Below are 18,125 nucleotides of genomic sequence, written 5' to 3'. Positions count from 1 at the left end.
AACATGCGATTGATTCAGGGAAATAGGATGACGGCTATCGTTTTAGTCGTTGCAGCTTTTCTGCTCCTTTTGCCGTTTGTCTACGAATCGCGAAACTTATTGATTTTATTAACACAGGTGTTTGTTTTTTCGATTTTCGCGATGAGTTATGACTTGTTGTTGGGGTTTACTGGAATTGTTTCTTTTGGACATGCGATGTTTTTTGGGATCGGAGCCTATTCGATGGGGATTTTTATGAAGCGGTTTGAACCAACGCTCGGGTATTTCCTCTTGGCAGTAATGACTACCATTGTTCTTACTGGTATCGTCAGCTTCCTTGTTGGTTTGCTTACGCTTCGTTTAAAAAGTCATTTTTATGCGATGTTAACCTTATCGTTATCAGGGCTTTTTCTTGTCTTAGCGGAAAAGTGGCGGACGATGACCTATGGCAATGATGGCTTCACCTTTCGCGTCCCGGAACTGTTTATTGATCGGACTAATTTTTACCTGCTTTGTTTGGTCGTCATGGTTGCGGTATTTCTCATCCTGAAGCGGTTTACCAATTCCCCTCTTGGCAGGGTGCTTCAGGCGATTAGGGAAAATGAACAACGAACGGAATCATTAGGGTTTCATGTGCTGCATTATAAAATTGCCGCAAGTGTGATGTCCGGCGTATTAGCAGGAATAGCAGGAATCTTATATGCGATTTCGCTGCGTTTTGTGAACACAAGTGTGTTTGCAATGGATATTACCTTGGATGCATTATTAATGACAATCATTGGCGGAGTAGGAACATTAGTCGGTGCCATCATTGGCGCAGGTCTAATCGAGTTTGCCCATCATTGGCTGACGGAACTGGCGAAAGAGCATTGGATTTTTGAGCGCTGGATTATCTTCTTTGGCATTATTTATATTTTGGTCGTGATGTTTTTCCCAAGAGGAATTGTCGGGACGTTAAGTACACTTTCTTGGAAACGAAAAAAACAACCTGCTGTTAAAAAAGAAGAAAAGATAGCGGGATAAAGGGGGAGACACGTGGACATCAATCAAATTGCTTCCTTTGTCGTTCGTTTTCAACTTGCCGCTATTGAAAAGGAAACAGGAAAAAAACAATGGAGAATAAAGGTAACACATGTCCAAGAAGATCGGGAGACGTTGTTTGAGTCGATTGAGAAAGCGATGGAATTCATGCAAGAAATGGCAGAGGATCTTAGGGAGTAGGTGATTGTGGTGCAAATTGGCATTCTGAGCACAGGGATTTATTTACCAGACGAATTTTTGACTGGTAAAGAGATTGCAGAACTGGCAGGTATCCCTGCACCTGTTGTCGAAGAGAAAATGGGAATCAAAAAAAAGCATATCCCTGGACCCGATGATCATACATGTGAAATGGGGATTACCGCGGCGAAAAAGGCAATTGCCAAGGCGGGGATTGATCCATTGGAGATTGATCTCGTTATTTATATCGGCGAAGAACATAAGGAGTACCCGCTTTGGACGGCCGGGATTAAGCTGCAGGAAGAAGTGGGTGCGTTTAATGCTTGGGCCTTTGATGTGGCGTTAAGATGCGGGACGACCGTCATGGCCTTGAAAGTGGCGAAAAGTTTGATGATTGCTGACCCTGGGATACAAACTGTCCTGCTCGCAGGCGGGTATCGCAATGTTGATTTCATTGATTACGAGAATCCGAGAACCCGGTTTATGTTTAATCTGGGTGCCGGGGGCGGCGCGATTATTTTACAAAAGGGGCATAACGAAAATCTTCTATTAGAAACAGAACTTATCACGGATGGTTCTTTTTCCGAGGATGTTGTCGTTGTTGCCGGCGGTACCAAGAACCCGATTACTGTGGAGGCAATTGAGCAGCGCCTCAATATGCTCGATGTTCTTGATCCTGAAGGCATGAAGCAGCGTCTGGAACAAAAGTCGATGGATAATTTTTTAAAGGTGATTCGCGAGTCATTAGGAAAAAGCGGCTATAGTGAGGCCGATCTTTCCTACTTGGCGATTCTACACATGAAAAAATCGGCCCATGAATATGTATTAAAGGAACTAGGCTTGTCCGAAGAACAGTCTATTTATCTTGAGGACTATGGACATATCGGACAAATCGATCAAATTTTGTCCTTGGAGCTTGCCTTAAAAGAAGGGAAAATCAAGGAAGGTGATGTTGTCGTTTTTGTCAGTGCCGGAATTGGCTACGCTTGGGGAGCAACCACAATTAAATGGGGAAAGGGTGATTGAGATGGTTAATGTTTCAATGAAGGAAGTGCTTTTGCCGAATGGAGAAACTTTGGCTTATAGGGAGAGAGAGGGCGGCGAGGTAAAGGTTTTATTAATCCATGGAAATATGACATCGTCGAAGCATTGGGATTTGGTGCTTGACAATATGGATGAGAACTATAAGCTATATGCGGTTGATTTGCGCGGCTTTGGCGATTCCAGCTATAACAATCTAGTCATGTCGATTAAAGATTTTTCCGATGATGTGAAACTGTTTGTTGATGAAATTGGCTTGAAGGATTTTTCTGTAGCGGGCTGGTCAACGGGCGGAGCGGTAGCGATGCATTTTGCTGCTGATTACCCGGGCTATTGTAATAAGCTGATTTTATTAGCATCGGAATCAACCCGCGGCTACCCATTTGATGGGAAAATAAATGAAACGGATGAGCCGCGGCGGTTTGCCTTACATGAAGAGATTAAACAGGATTTAATTCGGACGATTCCTGTGCAAACAGCCTATGACACGAATAATGTGGACTTATTGAAACTGATTTGGAATGCGGTTATTTATACAGATAAACAGCCAGCTGCTGAACTTTATGATGAGTATGTTCAAGACATGAGAACACAAAGGAATTTGGCTGAGGTACATCATGCCAATAATACCTTTAATATTAGCCGTCACTATAATGGGCTTGTCGAGGGGAATGGCAAAGTAGATTTAATCGATGTCCCTGTTCTGGTGTTGCAAGGGGACCGTGATATGGTGATTTTAAAAGAGATGACGAAAGAACTTGTTGAGGACCTAGGAGAAAAAGCTGAGTTTGTAGAATTAAAGAATTGTGGGCATTCTCCATTAGTGGATGATCTTCCGCAATTATTGAAGGCGATGACACAATTTTTGGAGGAGTAGGAGATGAGATTACAAGATAAAGTAGCCATTATAACAGGGGCGGCGGGCGGTATCGGCTTAACCGCTGCAGAGGTATTTGCACGAGAAGGTGCAAAGGTGGCGATGGCAGATTTCAATGTGGAACAAGGCGAAGAACGGGCTCGTGAGCTGCAGCAACAAGGCTATGAAGTTACTTTTTTTCAAGTAAATGTAGCAGACCGCCAGAGTGTGGATGAAATGGTCGAAAAGGTTCTGGGGACCTATGGCAAAATCGATATCCTGATTAATAATGCAGGCATCACAAGAGATGCGATGCTGTCAAAGCTATCAGTGGAAGATTTTCAATCCGTACTTGATGTCAATCTAAAGGGTGTTTTTCACTGTACACAGGCTGTATTGCCAGCGATGATTGCGAATGGCAGTGGAAGAATTATTAACACATCTTCTGTCTCCGGAGTCTATGGTAATGTCGGACAAACGAATTATGCGGCTACCAAAGCCGGTGTTGTCGGCATGACGAAAACGTGGGCGAAGGAGCTTGGGCGGAAAGGGATTAATGTCAATGCTGTTGCCCCGGGATTCATCGAAACAGGAATGACGGCAAAGGTGCCGGAAAAAGTAATGGCGCAAATGATGCAGATGGTTCCGCTTGCCCGATTAGGGAAGCCGGAGGATATCGCGAATGCTTATTTGTTCCTTGCTTCGGATGAATCGAATTACGTGAACGGAACCGTGCTCCATGTGGATGGCGGGATTATGATGTAATGGTGGAAGCGACCTTATTAGGGTCGTTTTTTTTGGCCGATAGGAAAGTATAACTTTCCTATCAGGCATAAGTGCAACTACGCCTCTGTCTTAGCCCTAACGGGCACGCCAATCGGCGAGTTTTCTTTATGCAATCCCCTGTAACTGCTCTGTAACTAAAAATGAGTAGAATAGTTCCATCTAGTAGAGAAGGAGCGATTGGTCGGTGAACTGGGAACTGGATTGGCTGGAAAATCGGGCACGATTATCGCCAAATAAGGATGCAATTATAGATGAACAGACAAACAATGCATGGACATTTGAACAATTGAATAAGCGGGCAAACTCAACCGCAAGCTGGCTTCATACCCGGGGCGTAAAAAAAGGCGATCGAGTAACACTATTATCGCCAAACCATATTAGCTATTTCGACTTATTGTTTGCCTGCGGGAAAATTGGTGCCATCTTCGTTCCGCTTAATTGGCGCTTATCATTGCATGAAATAAACGAGATATTGGCGGATTGTACACCTGTTTTGATCGGAATCCATCCGCAGTTCAAAGCTAAACATCAACAACTTAATAACTTAAATACCTTTTTTATAGGGGATGTCAGTTACGAAGAACTAGTCACGTTTCCAATTGGGGATTTACCACAAGAGGAAATCGCTGAAACTGACCCGCTGGCGATGATATATACCGGAGGGACCACCGGTAAACCAAAGGGAGTTGTGTTAAGCCACCAATCTATTCTTTGGAACGCGCTTAATACAATTGTAAGCTGGAGCTTAACAGAGGATGAAGTGACAGTAAACTATATGCCGATGTTTCATACGGGCGGATTAAATGCCTTGACCATTCCCGTCTTGATGATTGGCGGGACAGTCGTAATAGGCGAGCCATTTACTGGACAAAAAGCGGTGGAATCGCTGAATCGATACCGCTGTACAACAATTCTCCTCGTCCCAACCATGTACCATATGCTGATTCAAACACCCGAATTTCAAAACAGTGATTTCCCTTTTATGAAGATTTTTTTATCGGGGGCAGCACCGTGTCCTATGCAAATCTACGAGGCCTTTCAGAAAAAGGGGTTAGCTTTTAAAGAAGGGTATGGTCTTACAGAGGCGGGGCCGAATAATTTTTATATTCGTCCGGAAGATGCTCAAATGAAACGTGGATCTGTCGGCAAACCGATGCTGTTTAATTCAATAAAACTAGTAAAAACAGATGGCTGCGAGGCGAAGCCCGATGAGGTCGGTGAACTTTTAATAAAAGGGAAGCATGCCTTTTCGTTTTATTGGAACCGCGAACAAGCAACAGAGGAAACGTGGAAGGATGGCTGGATTCATACGGGAGATTTAGCGAAAAGAGATGAACAGGGCTTCTATTATATTGTCGGCCGGAAAAAAGAGATGATCATTTCGGGCGGAGAAAATGTCTATCCACTTGAAGTAGAGCAGTGGCTGGCCGAACATCCGGCGATTGACGAAGCGGCAGTCCTAGGGTTGCCTGATGAAAAATGGGGAGAAGTGGTTGCCGCGTTCATTACTTTAAAGCAATCCTACACTATACCAGATGAGGAATTAAAAATGTATTGTGAATCAAAACTGGGCCGATACAAAATTCCAAAACAGTTCATTCGCTTAGCGGAACTGCCAAAAACCCACGTGGGAAAAATAGATAAAAAAAAGTTAAAAGAAATGAGTATTCATAGCTAAAAGGGAGAACAATCCACTTTTCTCCCTCTTAGCTTTTTTCAGCAAGATCCAGAGCGGTGCCTGACACCGTGAGATAGAAAACTGACAGTCCTCGGTCGCTTATAGCGTTACCTGCGCCAAGAAATTAAACAAACCTAAATCAAATCTCTCGCACTATCAATAAATAATTTTGAAAGAAGCGATTGGGTTTTATTAATGTTGTAAACCAGATAAAAGTATCTTTCTTCATTGAAACCATTAAGATCATGCATCCTAAGCATGTTCTTAGCGGCGTATTCTCTTGCGGCTATTTCCGAAACTATTGATATTCCGACATCCTGCATCACAAACTGCATTAAACTCTGACCGTCCTCTATGTATGAAATAACATTTAATTTGTCCTTTGCAATGTTATTTTTCTTCAAGAATTTTTCCAAAATAGCATTTGTTCCTGAATCAGAATTCCGCATCACAAAAGGATACTGAAGGATATCTTCGATGTTGACGGCCCCATCGGATAAGTTAATCTGATTCGAAGTAATCAGCACTAATTTTTCTTTTAACAATGGAAGGTAGCGAAGTTTATCATCCACATATTTTTCGCCTAAAATCCCAATATCCACAGAACCATGAAGCACCTTTTCAGCAACAATTTTTGAAGAAGATTGGTTAATATGAAACAGTGCTTCTGGATACTGCTCTCTATATTGTTTAACGATCTTTGGGAGCATAAACTGTCCAGGAACAGAACTTGCCGCAATTCGAATGATGCCCCGAAGCTCGGCCATCCCCTCTGTTAAATCGAGCAATGCCTGATCTTTGATTAGTAATAGTTTAAGTGCCCATTGATATAAACGTTCCCCTTGTGGTGTCAGAATACTTTCCCTGCCAACGCGGTCAAAAAGCTTCAAGCCCAGCATTTTTTCCAATCCGTGAATGTGAGAACTTACTGTAGATTGACTTAAAAAAATATCCTCTGCTGCCTTAGAAAAGCTCTTATGCTCAACCACCTTTGTAAAAACGAAGAGTTGGTGCAAATCCATCAGAATCTTCTCCTTATATATTCATATATTCGATTAATAGAGATTGGTAGAATAGATAAATTGAATTTATTTAAGCGTACCACTTTTTTATAATGGAAGTGAGCTGCCAAATTGAAATGTTTATGACATATTTACCGAAGGGAGTGGAAATGATGTCATATAAACCAGATTTCCTATGTGATGCGGGTCCGACTGGCTGTGGAGAATTGATTATGAATCTATTCCTCACAATGAAAAAGATGGACAAAGGTCAAATGATCGAAGTCATCTCCTATGACCCCGGTGCAAGAGAAGACTTGCCGGCATGGTGCAGAATGCAGCAGCATACACTTGTTGAACGGAGAGATTTTGGAAAAACAAGTCATTACTATATTGAAAAAGGTTAATTACAACCTTTTACATAAATATGAAAATAATGGAGGAATGAAATATGGCTGGCAAATTTTTAGTAAGTTTAACAAATGCGAAGAACGATCCTGACAAAGCAACGGTTGGTTTCGTCGTAGCCAACGCAGCAGTAGCCTCTGGGCAAGAAACCGTTGTGTTTCTAAATGTTGAAGGCGCTTACCTTGCCTCGAAAGGGTATGCTGATGACATTCACGAAGCAGGTTTTGCTCCGTTAAAGCAGCTTATGGACCAATTTGTCGAAGCTGGCGGAATTCTTTGGGTGTGCAGCCCATGTTATAAAAAGCGCGAGTTAGATGAAGAAAATCTCGTAGAAGGTGCTACGATTGTTGGCGGAGCAAAATTAGTTGAGTTCCTCAGCCAAGGTGCAGCTTCGATTACTTACTAAAATCAGGTGACTAAAATGGAAATACCTCATGGAGTTTGTGATGGCGGAGACTTAGATTGCGGTTCGGGTCTGCTATTGATTATTAAAAAAGCAATGGACCCATTGTTGGATGGACAGATCCTTGAAGTCCGGAGCAGAGAGAGAACCGTTGCTGAGGACCTGCCGGCATGGTGCCGAATGGTCAATCATGAATTCCTCGGTTCAGAACCAGGCGAAAATACAACCCGATATTTTATCAGAAAAGGTTCTGCACAAGAAGAATTAGAGCAGGATTTACAAGCAGCAAAAGGCTATCAATGGAGTGTCCGGGTTCGGGGAGAAAAAGATCTCTCTGCAAAAGTCCATTCCAGAAACCATACTTTTTTAGCGGGGCAGCCGGCTGATTTTAGTCCGAAGGTCAATGCACCAAGTGCGATTGATTATCTGCTCGCCTCGCTTGCCTCCTGTTTGACAGTTGGTTTTAAAGCCCAAGCCTCCAAGCGGAATTTAGAGATTGATAATCTTGAGCTTGCATTAAAAGGCGGCTTGGATAATGTGTTGTTTCATCTAGAATTAGAAGATGAAGGCAGTCCGAAACTCGAACAGATTACGGGGGCGTTTTATGTATCATCACCTGAAACGGAAGCGGTCCTTGAGGATTTATGGAGAAATACACTAGAGCGATCACCAATCTACCAAACTCTTAAACAAGCAGTATCGATTAACATTAAGCTCTCAATTGTGTTTTAAGGGGGTCTCAACAATCGTGAATTTACCAACGTTTCCAACTACTGTGATTGGCAGCTGGCCGAGGACAGTTGAAGTGAAAAAGGCTATGCGTGACAAGCGGGCCGGAAGAATAAGCGAAGACGAGTTTCAGTCAATTGCGGATGTGGCGGTGTTACAATGCTTGAAATGGCAGGAAGATGCAGGGATTGATATTGTCTCTGACGGTGAACAGCGCCGCGATAATTTTATTTCGTTTGTAGCAGAACATCTCAATAATGTTCGAATGCTGATGGTGTCTGAGTTGCTTGAATATGTCGAAGATAAAGCAAGTTTTGAGGAAATTCTTGGAACATTAGATGTTCCGGCGTTCTCGATGTCTAACCCGGCAGCTGCGGGAAAAATCAGCCGTAAAAAGCCGCTTGCATTAAATGACTATTTATTTTTAAAGAAACATACAGATAAAGCGATTAAGGTCATGCTGCCAGGTCCTTATCTGTTAACAAGGGCCATGTGGGTAGAAGGGTTATCGAAAGACGCTTACCCGACGAAAGAGGATTTGGCTGTTGATATTATTAAAGTTTTGCGGGAAGAACTGGAAGAGTTAATTGCGGCTGGAGTTGATTTTATTCAATTCGATGAGCCAGTATTAACGGAGCTTGTCTTTACACAAAAAAATGCCAATCGGACGTTTATGTGCGGTGCATTGACCGCTAAGGCTGATGCCGAAGAAGAAATTGCATTTGCACTGGATTTAATGAATCAGGTTACAGACGGGATGTTAGGCAGGGGTTCAAGAATCGGGGTTCATGTCTGCCGTGGCAACTGGAGCACGCAAGAGCAGGTGCTGCTGCGCGGTCCATATTATCCGTTAATCCCGTATCTGGCGAATGTAAATATCGACCAGCTAATACTTGAATATGCGACACCTCGAGCCGGGGAGCTTGATGCAATTCGAGATTTTGGCGGAAAAGAGCTCGGATTTGGCATCGTCAACCCAAGGACGGAAACGGTTGAAACGGTGGAGGCAATCGTTGAACGGGTCCAGGAAGCGAGAAAATATATCGCGGATGAAAAAATCTTCTTAAATCCGGATTGCGGCTTCGGAACGTTTGCACAACGACCAATGAATAGTGACAAGATTGCTTTTGAAAAATTAAAGGTTATGTCAGAGGCGGCAAAGAAGCTGCGGGAAATGGTTTTGGTATAGGAGGAATTAAAATGGGACAAATGATGAACTTTAAAGTAGAAGGTGAAGGAACGGGAATGCGCCTCGATGCGGTTGCCGGCAAACATACAATCGCGATCGATGAACCGGTATCGTTTGGCGGAAAGGACTCGGCGATTGATCCGCTGTCAACGTTTCTATCCTCACTGATTGCCTGTGAAAATGTTATGGCTCAATTGATCGCTCAGGAAATGAAGTTCGATCTTCAAGGAATTTCATTTAATGTAGAAGGCAGTTTGGATTTAGCAGGGTTGATGGGGGATTTATCCGTAAAACCTTACTTCCAGCAAGTCACCGTCAAAGCAGTTGTCGAAACTTCCGAACCGCAAGAAAGAATTGATGAATTGCAAAAGGCAGTTGACCTTAGATGCCCTGTTTTCCGTACAATAAAGGATGCCGGAATTCCTGTTGAAAATCAATGGGTGAAAGCGGCGGTAGTAGCTTAATATAACGAAGGAGTGATGTTTCGGCATCACTCCTTTTTAATAATATAAGAATTTATATATTGCCCCTTTTTTTGATTACGAGAAAATGGAGGTATGGAGCCGAAGATTCTGAAACGAATCCATATAGAGGTTATAAGTGACCGTAGCTAAGGAAAAAATAGTTGTTCGGTAGCTTAAAGTGGTTATAAGCAACCGTAGCTAAGAAAAAAATAGTTGTTTGGTAGCTTATAGAGGTTATAAGCGACCGTAGCTAAGAAAAAAATGGTTGTTCGGTAGCTTATTAAGGTTATAAGCGACCGTAGCCAAGAAAAGAGTGGTTGTTCGGTAGCTTAAAGTGGTTATAAGCGACCGTAACCTAGAAAAAAGTTAGTGTTCGGAAGCTTATAGAGATTATAAGCGACTTTAGTCAAGAAAAAATGGTTGTCCGGTAGACGATGACGGGGATCCAACAACTAAACAATGTTTTCTTGTGAAAAATGTGTACTAGAAACGTATCCTGATTATTATTAAGCAATGTATGGAAAGAGTATTAAACGATTGGAAGTTCGCTAAAAGGACCGGGCGGTTTTTGCCCGGTTTTTCTAATGAAAAATCATTTCAGAATTAAGGCATAGATCCAATATCAACGGCCATTTTCCGTGCCCTGAGAGGGTATTAATGTGGCCTGCAGAAGGTAGTGTGATCGTGGGCAAATTTAAACTCTTGAACTTTTCGGCATCATCAGGACTGCAATATGGATCATTGGATGAATGAACAAAAAGTGTCTCCTCAGCCGCTTCCACTAGCTGATTTTTATTCAAAGGAACCGGATAAAAAGTTTTCGCCTCAGAGAGAATAATTTTTGGAGATGGCGGTGCAACAAGAATAGCCTGTTTAGCAAGCCGTTTATTTTTACTAGCTGCGTAATGAAACCATAATAGGCAGCCAAGACTATGCGTAATAACTGTGAGTCGATAATTTGTTGGAATTGTTTCAATAGCTGAATTTAATTCCTTTAACCAAACCACTTTATCAGGTGAATCAAACTGTGAAAAGGTTGGATAACAAACATGAAAGTTTCTTTCTTTTAATTCATTAGCAAGCCAAGTTTGCCAATGATCAGGTCCGCTTCCCCCTAATCCATGGATGATAAGAAAACTTTGATGGTACATAACCTCGCTCCTTTTAATTTTACTATTCCGATTGAATAAGTTGGTATTAATAAAAGTATAATTCTCTTGGGTTGAAAAGGCAACCGCGAATTAAAGATAATTGGTTCCAATATATGAAAATATGTTAATAGAAAAATATCCTCCAATCCTTGCATTTAAACCAATCAAATTAATAAAAGAGTGGTTTACACAAGTCATACCTAAATAATACTATATTCAATCCTACATGAACTAACGAAGATTCCGAATCGGCTACACATTAAATAAAACAGAGAAAAGAGCGCTTCAATAGTAGAATTGAGGCATATTAGAAAATTGAATATTTTGATAAGTTTAAAATTGAAAACGGATACAGATATATCCGATAATTTCAAAATAGAAGGGAGATTAAAACCATGATAAAACGAAATCTATCAGCTTTTATCATTCTAAGTTTAGTTGTGTCGCTAATCGTGCCAATACCTAGAGCCAATGCACAGCTGAACAATCCGAACACAGATTGGATGTCTGGTAATTATGGAGTGGCGTTTCACTATTTACAAAATTGGATTAATGAGACAAAAGACGGAGGAAGTAAAGAGTGGAACGATGCTGTAAATGCTTTTGATGTGAATGGATTTGCAAATGAAGTTTCGGAAACAGGTGCCAAATGGGTAATCTTTACGGTGGGGCAAAATTCCGGATATTATGTGGCACCGAATGCTACACTAGACAGCTATTCAGGATATAAACCCGGAGAACGGAATTCCGAGCGGGATTTAATAATGGACATGGCCGATGCATTGAAAGCTAAAGATATTAAGTTAATCCTTTATTTGCCTAGTAATGCTCCGAAAGAGGACACTAACATTGCACACGGATTCGGTTTAAAACAAGTAGATGCAAATGGTAATTGGCATGCAGATGAAGCATTTGTTCAAAAGTGGGCCGAGGTTATTAAAGAATGGTCTGACCGATACGGAACGAAAATCGCAGGCTGGTGGTTTGACGGATTTTATGGACAAAATGGCTACACCGCGCCATGGGGGAAATATTACTCAGATGCAGCAAAATCCGGGAACCCTAATTCAGTAATCTCATTAAATCTAGGTGCATCATCCTTTAAGAAAGCATCTGATTATCAGGACTATTTGGCAGGCGAGAGAGGTACAGATACCTTGCTGAGTACGAGTAACGAGGGCCGATGGATTGAAGGGGTGCAATGGCATGCGCTTACTCCTTTCGGCGGCTGGTCGGGAGACAGTATCACGCGTAAGGACCAAGAGGCAATTGATTATACCAATAGAGTAATAAGAAATGGTGGAGCCATCTCTTGGAATATAGGAATAACTTGGGATGGTCATATTACGAAGAACCATTTCGCTATGTTTAAAAGAATTAAAGATTCACTTACTAAACGGAATGCCGATAAAAGCTCGTTAGGAAAATTAATGACCGAGGCGAAGTTAGCCTACGATGCGGCTGTAACCGGGTCGGAGCCTGGCCAGTATCCGGCTGGGGCGAAAGAGCAGCTAAAGGCAGTGATTGATGCTGCTAAATTGATCATGGAAGACAATAGTCTGTTCCAATATGAAGTAAATGAGGCATATGATGAGCTTGCGAAAGCCTTTCAGGTATTTAAGGATTCAGTCAATAAAGACCCTAAAATCCTTGAAATTGCAGCCGGAATTAAGTCGATTGAAGCTCCGGCTAGCAGTGATAAAAAACTGAAACTTCCTGCTGTTCCGGATGGATATTCAATAGCCATTAAGAGCACAGATAAACCGAATGTCGTAAGGATGGACGGAACCATTGTCCCTCAAGCTGCCCTTTCAACAGTGACACTCATTTTGGAGGTTACAAGAACATCGGATGGTGTGAAGGCGGACACCGGCAGTATTCAAGTAGTCATTCCGCCTACATCAACGACTAGTATACCGTTAGTAACAGTAACTGATGGTCCGACTACAATTTATGGAAGTAGTGTTGTTCAACTGCAAACTCTAAACAGTAAACCGAAATGGTCCGTCACCAAACCAGATGGTACCGCAACAACAGATGCAGTCATCAATGCGGCTGGTTTCTTGTACGCAACAAAAGAAGGAACGTATAAAGTGTCAGCCGGTAATGATGAATCTACCCTGATTACTTTCACCAATATGACGCCGATGCCTAATTTAACGGTTAATAATAACGGGAAAGGCAGCGCATTTGGCTCAACGAAAGGATCCTACCCGCCAGAGAATGTCTTTGACGGCAATCCGGCTACTTTTTACGAACATAATAGTACAAATGCCTATGTCGGCTGGGATTTTGGCAAGCCAGTAGCTATTAATGTGGTCAGGTATTTACCAAGAACCGGTACCAATGCTCAAAGGTCACAGGGGGCGATCCTCCAAGGATCTAACGTATCGCCAAGCAGCGGATTTGAAGATTTGTATTACATTTCGGAGTACCCACAAAATGGAACGGACAAATCATGGTATACCATTAATCTTAATAATGAAAAGGAATACAGATACTATCGTTGGTTAGGTGCTGTTATCGATGGAAACAATACACGTGCGAACGTAGCCGAACTTCAGTTTTACGTAAATATCGATAGAACGGCGCTTACAAATGAAATAAATAAAGCGAAGTCCCTGCTGGAAGGAGAGTTTACAACCTCTTCATGGAAAGCAATACAGTCGGCATTAACCAATGCCATGAATGTGAATGGGAATGAACAGGCCGCTCAAAGTCAAATTGATTTGGCTAAAGCAGCTCTTCAGAAGGCTGTTGCAGATTTACAGCAGATCACGATTCAATCGATGAAGGATACTGTTGATGGCTATATCCACTCTGGAGATTTGATCGACCCACTTAAAAATCAATTAAAAGACAGGTTGGATCAGGCAGAATACCAATTAAACAAAGGCTCATACGAACAAGCGACGAAGAAAATGGAGGATTTCCTGAAGCACTTGAACAATGCGCCGATGCAACGGTACATTTCTGATGAGGCTAAAGCCGTCTTAAAGGAAGATGCACAAAAGCTGATTGCAAAATGGTCTTCTAAGTAATTCTCTTGAACAAAGTCTATTGATTGTTTCGAAATAATCAATAGACTTTGTTATTACTTTCAGAAAATTACTAAGGTCTAAGGATAATAGAAACGAGTGCTTCAATAGCAGAATCGAGACATTAATAGGTATGCTAAAGTGATACCATTTATATCAATGAAAAAGGAGGATTTTCATGCGCAAGGCAATGCTTTTGTTATTATCTTTTTTGCTGGTGTTTCCCGGATCTTTATTCTTTCCTGCTAAGACAAGCCATAGCCATGCAGCTGTTATAGAAGGCGAGAGTGTACAGCAACTAACAGCGGCGGAAATAGCTACGGGTATTACCTCGATTGCGGCACCTGTTAAAGGCGCGACAACTTTGACACTTCCAACCGTGCCGTCAGGTTTTTCAATCAAAATAAAAAACTCCAGTAGGGAAGACGTCATCCCTTCGATGGACGCGCAAATTTTTCCAATGGAGACGGATACTACAGTAACCCTCATTCTAGAAGTCACGAGAATATCAGATGGATCCAGGGCGGATACTGCACCCATTCAGATTGTCGTGCCAGGGTTAAAAGAGGAATCATCCGTTGATAAGTCACTACTACTGAACATTATTACAAGTGCACAGTCTGCATATGACGAAGCCACGGAAGGAACAGAGCCAGGCCAATATCCAAAAGGATCTAAGGAACGGTTACTCAATTCAATTCAAATCGCTAGGTCTGTTATGGTCGATAATAATGTTAAACAGGATGGTGTTGATGCTTCGATTGCTGTATTAAACTTAGCGCTCTCCGAATTTTTTGCTTCAAAAATTATTGGAGGAGCGGATTATTTAGACTCAGTAACGTTGAAAACTGACAAGAATAATTTAAATTTGGATGGGTTGGCTCATTTGGAGCTTAGTGGAAAAATGCAAAATGGTCGTGCTGCAGATCTTAGCCATGCCTCAGTCAAATATACTGTAAGCAATACGAATGTGATTGCTTCTGTGACTCCAACAGATACCGGAGCGGACCTTAGGGCAGGTACGAAAATCAATTCTGCGGGTACTGCCGTTGTAACTGTTAGTGTCACTTTGGATGGCGTTACGAAAACGGATACACTGACATTTACGGTGAAATTTGAAAAGGATCGTCCATCATTCCATCAATATCATCAAACATTAACGATGAAAATGTTTATGGCTGATAATCAAGGCAAAGTAAGTATGACCTTTGAACAAGGGTTAGAAGCAATCAAAAAAATGGATCAACTGACACGCGGAATTCCAAAGATTATCTATTTGGTCGGCTGGCAATTTGATGGCCATGATACGGGTTATCCTGCACTTGATGTGGTCAATCCAAAGCTGAAACGTGCTCAGGATGAAAAAGCGGAGGATAGCCTAATTTGGCTGATGGACGAAGCGTTTAAATACAATACCACCGTCAGCTTGCATATTAATATGCTAGATGCCAGTGATAAGAGTCCCTTATGGCAAACATATCTGGATGCGGATGTGATTGCTAGAGAAGCAGATGGTTCATTAAGAAAGTATGTGTGGGGGTACCCAATTAGTTATACAAGAGAATGGGAAGCGGGTTTAACACAAAAAAGGATTGATAAGCTATTAGAATTGCTGCCGATTGAACGTGCGCACACGATTCATGTAGATGCATTTCATCAGAATATTCCTGGATTAGCCGCAGGCTATATTAGTCCATATCACGAAATCACTTCACAAGAAGAAGCCGAAACACAGAAAAAAATTATTCGCTATTTTAACGACAAGGGTATTGATTTCACTTCTGAATTTGACAAAAATTACAGGGTGGATCCACTCATTGGTTTACAGCCAATGGCATGGCATATTCGCTGGAATGCAGCGGAGCAATTTAGTATACCGGCATCCTTATATGTGGGAGGCGACGGTGGAGACGATCGATTAGGCACTGGCATGCTTGGTGAAGGAACGATTAAAGCCGATCCAACTACCCTGAAAGGATTTCTCGAAGAGTTTTCACTAAAAACATTGCCATGGTTTTTTCTAAACAGATTGGACAGAATTTCCGACAAAGCTGGAGTGGTAACATTTTCGAACGGTGTAACCAGTGAGAAGCTTGGTGGCAGCTTGCTAATAAAACAAAATGGCCGCGTGCTGCGGGATGGCGACGATGTCTTATTCCCTGCACAATGGAACGAGGATAGTAAAAAAGAATTGCTGGCATTTAGTAAAAACGGTTATGTAAACAGGACATGGACACTTCCAGACGATTGGGTTAACATCACCGCAGTGGATATTTATTCTATCGGACTAGATGGTTTGAAATTGCTAGAAAAAAATAAGCGGATTTCCGAAGGTAATATTAGTTTAACCTTATCAGCTGGGCAGGGAATCTCCATCTTTCCGTCTGATTCAACAGAATTTAATCATCCAAGTGCATTTCACTTGTTATCACCGATGAATAAAGGAGAGGATGTAGATGCTCCGAAGGTTACCTTTGAATGGGAAGCTGCGAAACTAGCCGACAGTTATCGATTAATCGTTGCTACAGATTCGGCATTTCAAAAGGTAGTTTTTGATGAAACCGTAAATACCACTTTAAAAATAATTCCGGAGCTGACGAACGATAAACAATATTTTTGGAAGGTAATAGCAATCAATGAAAAAACTAAAGAAATGACCGCAAACACGGGAGGAGTATACACTTTTTACGCGAAAAAAACATTGCCTCCATCTGCTCCTAGCGGTTTAAATGCAATGAGGATATCACAAGATACGGTAAAGCTGACATGGAAGTCTTTGGACTTAGCTTCTAGTTATTCTGTATACAGGAAAATCGTTACGGCGGAGGGCAATGAAGATTATGTCTTGATTGCATCGAATTTGACCGACCTTGAATATACGGATAGAAACGCACAAAACGATGGCAGCAGGAATTACTATTATCTCGTTACGGCCACTAATACGAATGGAGAGGGACCAAGATCTAATCCTGTTAGCTCTGATCCGGTTGAAACAAAATCGGGCAGAATCCCAGAAGTAAGTATGACCGATGGCCAAACTACCATTTATGGCGGCAGTGCAGTTCAACTGAGTACGGAAAACAACAGTTCGAAATGGTCCGTCACCAAACCAGATGGTACCGCAACAACAGACGCGGTTATCAATGCGGCCGGTTTCTTGTACGCAACTAAAGAAGGTACTTATAAAGTGTCGGTCAGTAATGAAGAGTCAATCCTGATTACTTTCAGCAACATGACGTCGATGCCTAATTTAACGGTTAATAATAACGGGAACGGCAGCGCATTTGGCTCAACGAAAGGATCCTACCCGCCAGAGAATGTCTTTGACGGCAATCCGGCTACTTTTTACGAACATAATAGTACAAATGCCTATGTCGGCTGGGATTTTGGCAAGCCTGTAGCCATTAACGTGGTCAGATATTTACCGAGACTCGGCACCAATGCACAAAGATCGCAGGGGGCGATCCTCCAGGGGTCTAACGTATCGCCAAGTAGCGGATTCGAAGATTTGTATTATATTTCGGAGTACCCACAAAATGGAACAGACAAATCATGGTACGTCATTAATCTTAATAATGAAAAAGAATACCGATACTATCGTTGGTTAGGCGCGGTAATAGATGGAAATAATACACGTGCCAATGTAGCTGAACTTCAGTTCTTCGTAAATATTGATAGAACGGCGCTTACAAACGAAATAAATGATGCCAAAGTTTTATCGGAAGCAGACTATACCTCCTCTTCTTGGCAAGCACTGAAGTCAGCATTAACGTATGCAGTCAACGTGAATGGTAATGGAGAAGCCACGCAAAATCAAATTGATACAGCTGCAGCAATTCTTCAGCAGGCTGTTGTCGATTTGCAGGATCTCACCATTCAATCACTGAGGGATATTGTCGATGGTTATATCTTATCTGGAGACTTGACTGGCCCACTTGAAAACCAATTGAAAGACAGGTTGGATCAGGCAGAATACCAATTAAACAAAGGTTCATACCAACAAGCCGCGAAGAAAATGGAGGATTTCCTGAAGCACTTGAACAATGCGCCGATGCAGCGGTACATTTCTGTAGAAGCTAAAAACTACTTAGCAATAGACGCTCAAAAGCTGATTGCAAAGTGGTCTAGTCCTTAAACTACAAGATAAAAAAGTGCCCAAAATCGAAAATTTTGGGCACTTTTAC

At 42.0% G+C, this 18,125-nt stretch carries 15 protein-coding genes; 13 read left to right on the top strand and 2 right to left on the bottom strand.

The features are described from left to right. Positions 1-3: 3 nt before the first annotated feature. The 6 genes from ACFVSW_RS06145 to ACFVSW_RS06120 all read left to right on the top strand — a co-directional run bounded on the left by ACFVSW_RS06145 (position 4) and on the right by ACFVSW_RS06120 (position 5,558). Positions 4-1,002, top strand: a complete 999-nt coding sequence (locus ACFVSW_RS06145; protein WP_387313547.1) for a branched-chain amino acid ABC transporter permease — start codon at positions 4-6, stop codon at positions 1,000-1,002. A gap of 12 nt (positions 1,003-1,014) precedes the next feature. Continuing rightward, the gene (locus ACFVSW_RS06140) at positions 1,015-1,200 is read left to right on the top strand and encodes a hypothetical protein (RefSeq protein WP_387313544.1); all 186 of its coding nucleotides are present in this window, start codon (positions 1,015-1,017) and stop codon (positions 1,198-1,200) included. 6 nt (positions 1,201-1,206) lie between these two features. Beyond that, positions 1,207-2,223 (top strand): 3-oxoacyl-ACP synthase, encoded by a 1,017-nt coding sequence (locus ACFVSW_RS06135; RefSeq protein ID WP_387313542.1) that lies wholly within the window; start codon positions 1,207-1,209, stop codon positions 2,221-2,223. Between the two features lies 1 nt (position 2,224). Further along, the gene (phaZ, locus tag ACFVSW_RS06130; protein WP_387313540.1) at positions 2,225-3,115 is read left to right on the top strand and encodes an intracellular short-chain-length polyhydroxyalkanoate depolymerase; all 891 of its coding nucleotides are present in this window, start codon (positions 2,225-2,227) and stop codon (positions 3,113-3,115) included. Between the two features lie 3 nt (positions 3,116-3,118). Beyond that, positions 3,119-3,859, top strand: coding sequence for a 3-oxoacyl-ACP reductase FabG (gene fabG, locus ACFVSW_RS06125; RefSeq protein ID WP_387313538.1), 741 nt, complete (start codon positions 3,119-3,121; stop codon positions 3,857-3,859). Positions 3,860-4,064: 205 nt separating this feature from the next. Continuing rightward, positions 4,065-5,558 (top strand): acyl-CoA synthetase, encoded by a 1,494-nt coding sequence (locus tag ACFVSW_RS06120; RefSeq protein ID WP_387313535.1) that lies wholly within the window; start codon positions 4,065-4,067, stop codon positions 5,556-5,558. A gap of 134 nt (positions 5,559-5,692) precedes the next feature. Here the strand turns inward: ACFVSW_RS06120 and ACFVSW_RS06115 are convergent, their stop codons facing one another. Next, positions 5,693-6,580, bottom strand: coding sequence for a selenium metabolism-associated LysR family transcriptional regulator (locus tag ACFVSW_RS06115; protein WP_387313533.1), 888 nt, complete (start codon positions 6,578-6,580; stop codon positions 5,693-5,695). 152 nt (positions 6,581-6,732) lie between these two features. Between ACFVSW_RS06115 and ACFVSW_RS06110 the strand changes: the two genes are divergently transcribed. The 5 genes from ACFVSW_RS06110 to ACFVSW_RS06090 are packed head-to-tail and all read left to right on the top strand — an operon-like array spanning position 6,733 to position 9,752. Continuing rightward, complete coding sequence (locus ACFVSW_RS06110) at positions 6,733-6,966, top strand: sulfurtransferase TusA family protein (RefSeq protein ID WP_387313531.1); 234 nt, start codon at positions 6,733-6,735, stop codon at positions 6,964-6,966. Between the two features lie 44 nt (positions 6,967-7,010). Beyond that, entirely contained in the window at positions 7,011-7,373 is a 363-nt protein-coding gene (locus ACFVSW_RS06105; protein ID WP_387313529.1) for a DsrE family protein, read from the top strand. Positions 7,374-7,388: 15 nt separating this feature from the next. After that, positions 7,389-8,102: a sulfurtransferase TusA family protein gene (locus ACFVSW_RS06100; protein ID WP_387313525.1), complete on the top strand. Its 714-nt coding sequence runs from the start codon at positions 7,389-7,391 to the stop codon at positions 8,100-8,102. Between the two features lie 16 nt (positions 8,103-8,118). Next, the gene (locus tag ACFVSW_RS06095; protein ID WP_387313523.1) at positions 8,119-9,288 is read left to right on the top strand and encodes a vitamin-B12 independent methionine synthase; all 1,170 of its coding nucleotides are present in this window, start codon (positions 8,119-8,121) and stop codon (positions 9,286-9,288) included. A gap of 11 nt (positions 9,289-9,299) precedes the next feature. Next, positions 9,300-9,752 (top strand): OsmC family protein, encoded by a 453-nt coding sequence (locus tag ACFVSW_RS06090; RefSeq protein ID WP_387313520.1) that lies wholly within the window; start codon positions 9,300-9,302, stop codon positions 9,750-9,752. A 581-nt stretch (positions 9,753-10,333) separates the two neighbouring features. Here the strand turns inward: ACFVSW_RS06090 and ACFVSW_RS06085 are convergent. Next, entirely contained in the window at positions 10,334-10,903 is a 570-nt protein-coding gene (locus ACFVSW_RS06085; protein WP_387313517.1) for an RBBP9/YdeN family alpha/beta hydrolase, read from the bottom strand. Between the two features lie 395 nt (positions 10,904-11,298). Here ACFVSW_RS06085 and ACFVSW_RS06080 point away from each other — a divergent pair, with 395 nt between their 5' ends. Further along, positions 11,299-13,944, top strand: coding sequence for an FIMAH domain-containing protein (locus ACFVSW_RS06080; RefSeq protein WP_387313514.1), 2,646 nt, complete (start codon positions 11,299-11,301; stop codon positions 13,942-13,944). Positions 13,945-14,119: 175 nt separating this feature from the next. After that, complete coding sequence (locus ACFVSW_RS06075; protein ID WP_387313512.1) at positions 14,120-18,076, top strand: FIMAH domain-containing protein; 3,957 nt, start codon at positions 14,120-14,122, stop codon at positions 18,074-18,076. Positions 18,077-18,125 lie beyond the last annotated feature (49 nt).

The organism is Neobacillus sp. NPDC058068 (assembly GCF_042885335.1).
In the GTDB taxonomy this organism is placed as follows: Bacteria; Bacillota; Bacilli; order Bacillales; family Cytobacillaceae; genus Neobacillus.
The sequence above is the reverse complement of the archived record's forward strand: the minus strand, read 5'-3'. Positions and strand labels throughout refer to the sequence as shown.

What these genes read in the sequence shown, in the direction of transcription:
- ACFVSW_RS06105 (WP_387313529.1), top strand. Translation starts at nt 7,011, where the DNA reads ATGGCTGGCAAATTTTTAGTAAGTTTAACAAATGCGAAGAACGATCCT.
- fabG (WP_387313538.1), top strand. Translation starts at nt 3,119, where the DNA reads ATGAGATTACAAGATAAAGTAGCCATTATAACAGGGGCGGCGGGCGGT.
- phaZ (WP_387313540.1), top strand. Translation starts at nt 2,225, where the DNA reads ATGGTTAATGTTTCAATGAAGGAAGTGCTTTTGCCGAATGGAGAAACT.
- ACFVSW_RS06110 (WP_387313531.1), top strand. Translation starts at nt 6,733, where the DNA reads ATGTCATATAAACCAGATTTCCTATGTGATGCGGGTCCGACTGGCTGT.
- ACFVSW_RS06080 (WP_387313514.1), top strand. Translation starts at nt 11,299, where the DNA reads ATGATAAAACGAAATCTATCAGCTTTTATCATTCTAAGTTTAGTTGTG.
- ACFVSW_RS06090 (WP_387313520.1), top strand. Translation starts at nt 9,300, where the DNA reads ATGGGACAAATGATGAACTTTAAAGTAGAAGGTGAAGGAACGGGAATG.
- ACFVSW_RS06075 (WP_387313512.1), top strand. Translation starts at nt 14,120, where the DNA reads ATGCGCAAGGCAATGCTTTTGTTATTATCTTTTTTGCTGGTGTTTCCC.
- ACFVSW_RS06085 (WP_387313517.1), bottom strand. Translation starts at nt 10,903, where the DNA reads ATGTACCATCAAAGTTTTCTTATCATCCATGGATTAGGGGGAAGCGGA.
- ACFVSW_RS06100 (WP_387313525.1), top strand. Translation starts at nt 7,389, where the DNA reads ATGGAAATACCTCATGGAGTTTGTGATGGCGGAGACTTAGATTGCGGT.
- ACFVSW_RS06115 (WP_387313533.1), bottom strand. Translation starts at nt 6,580, where the DNA reads ATGGATTTGCACCAACTCTTCGTTTTTACAAAGGTGGTTGAGCATAAG.
- ACFVSW_RS06145 (WP_387313547.1), top strand. Translation starts at nt 4, where the DNA reads ATGCGATTGATTCAGGGAAATAGGATGACGGCTATCGTTTTAGTCGTT.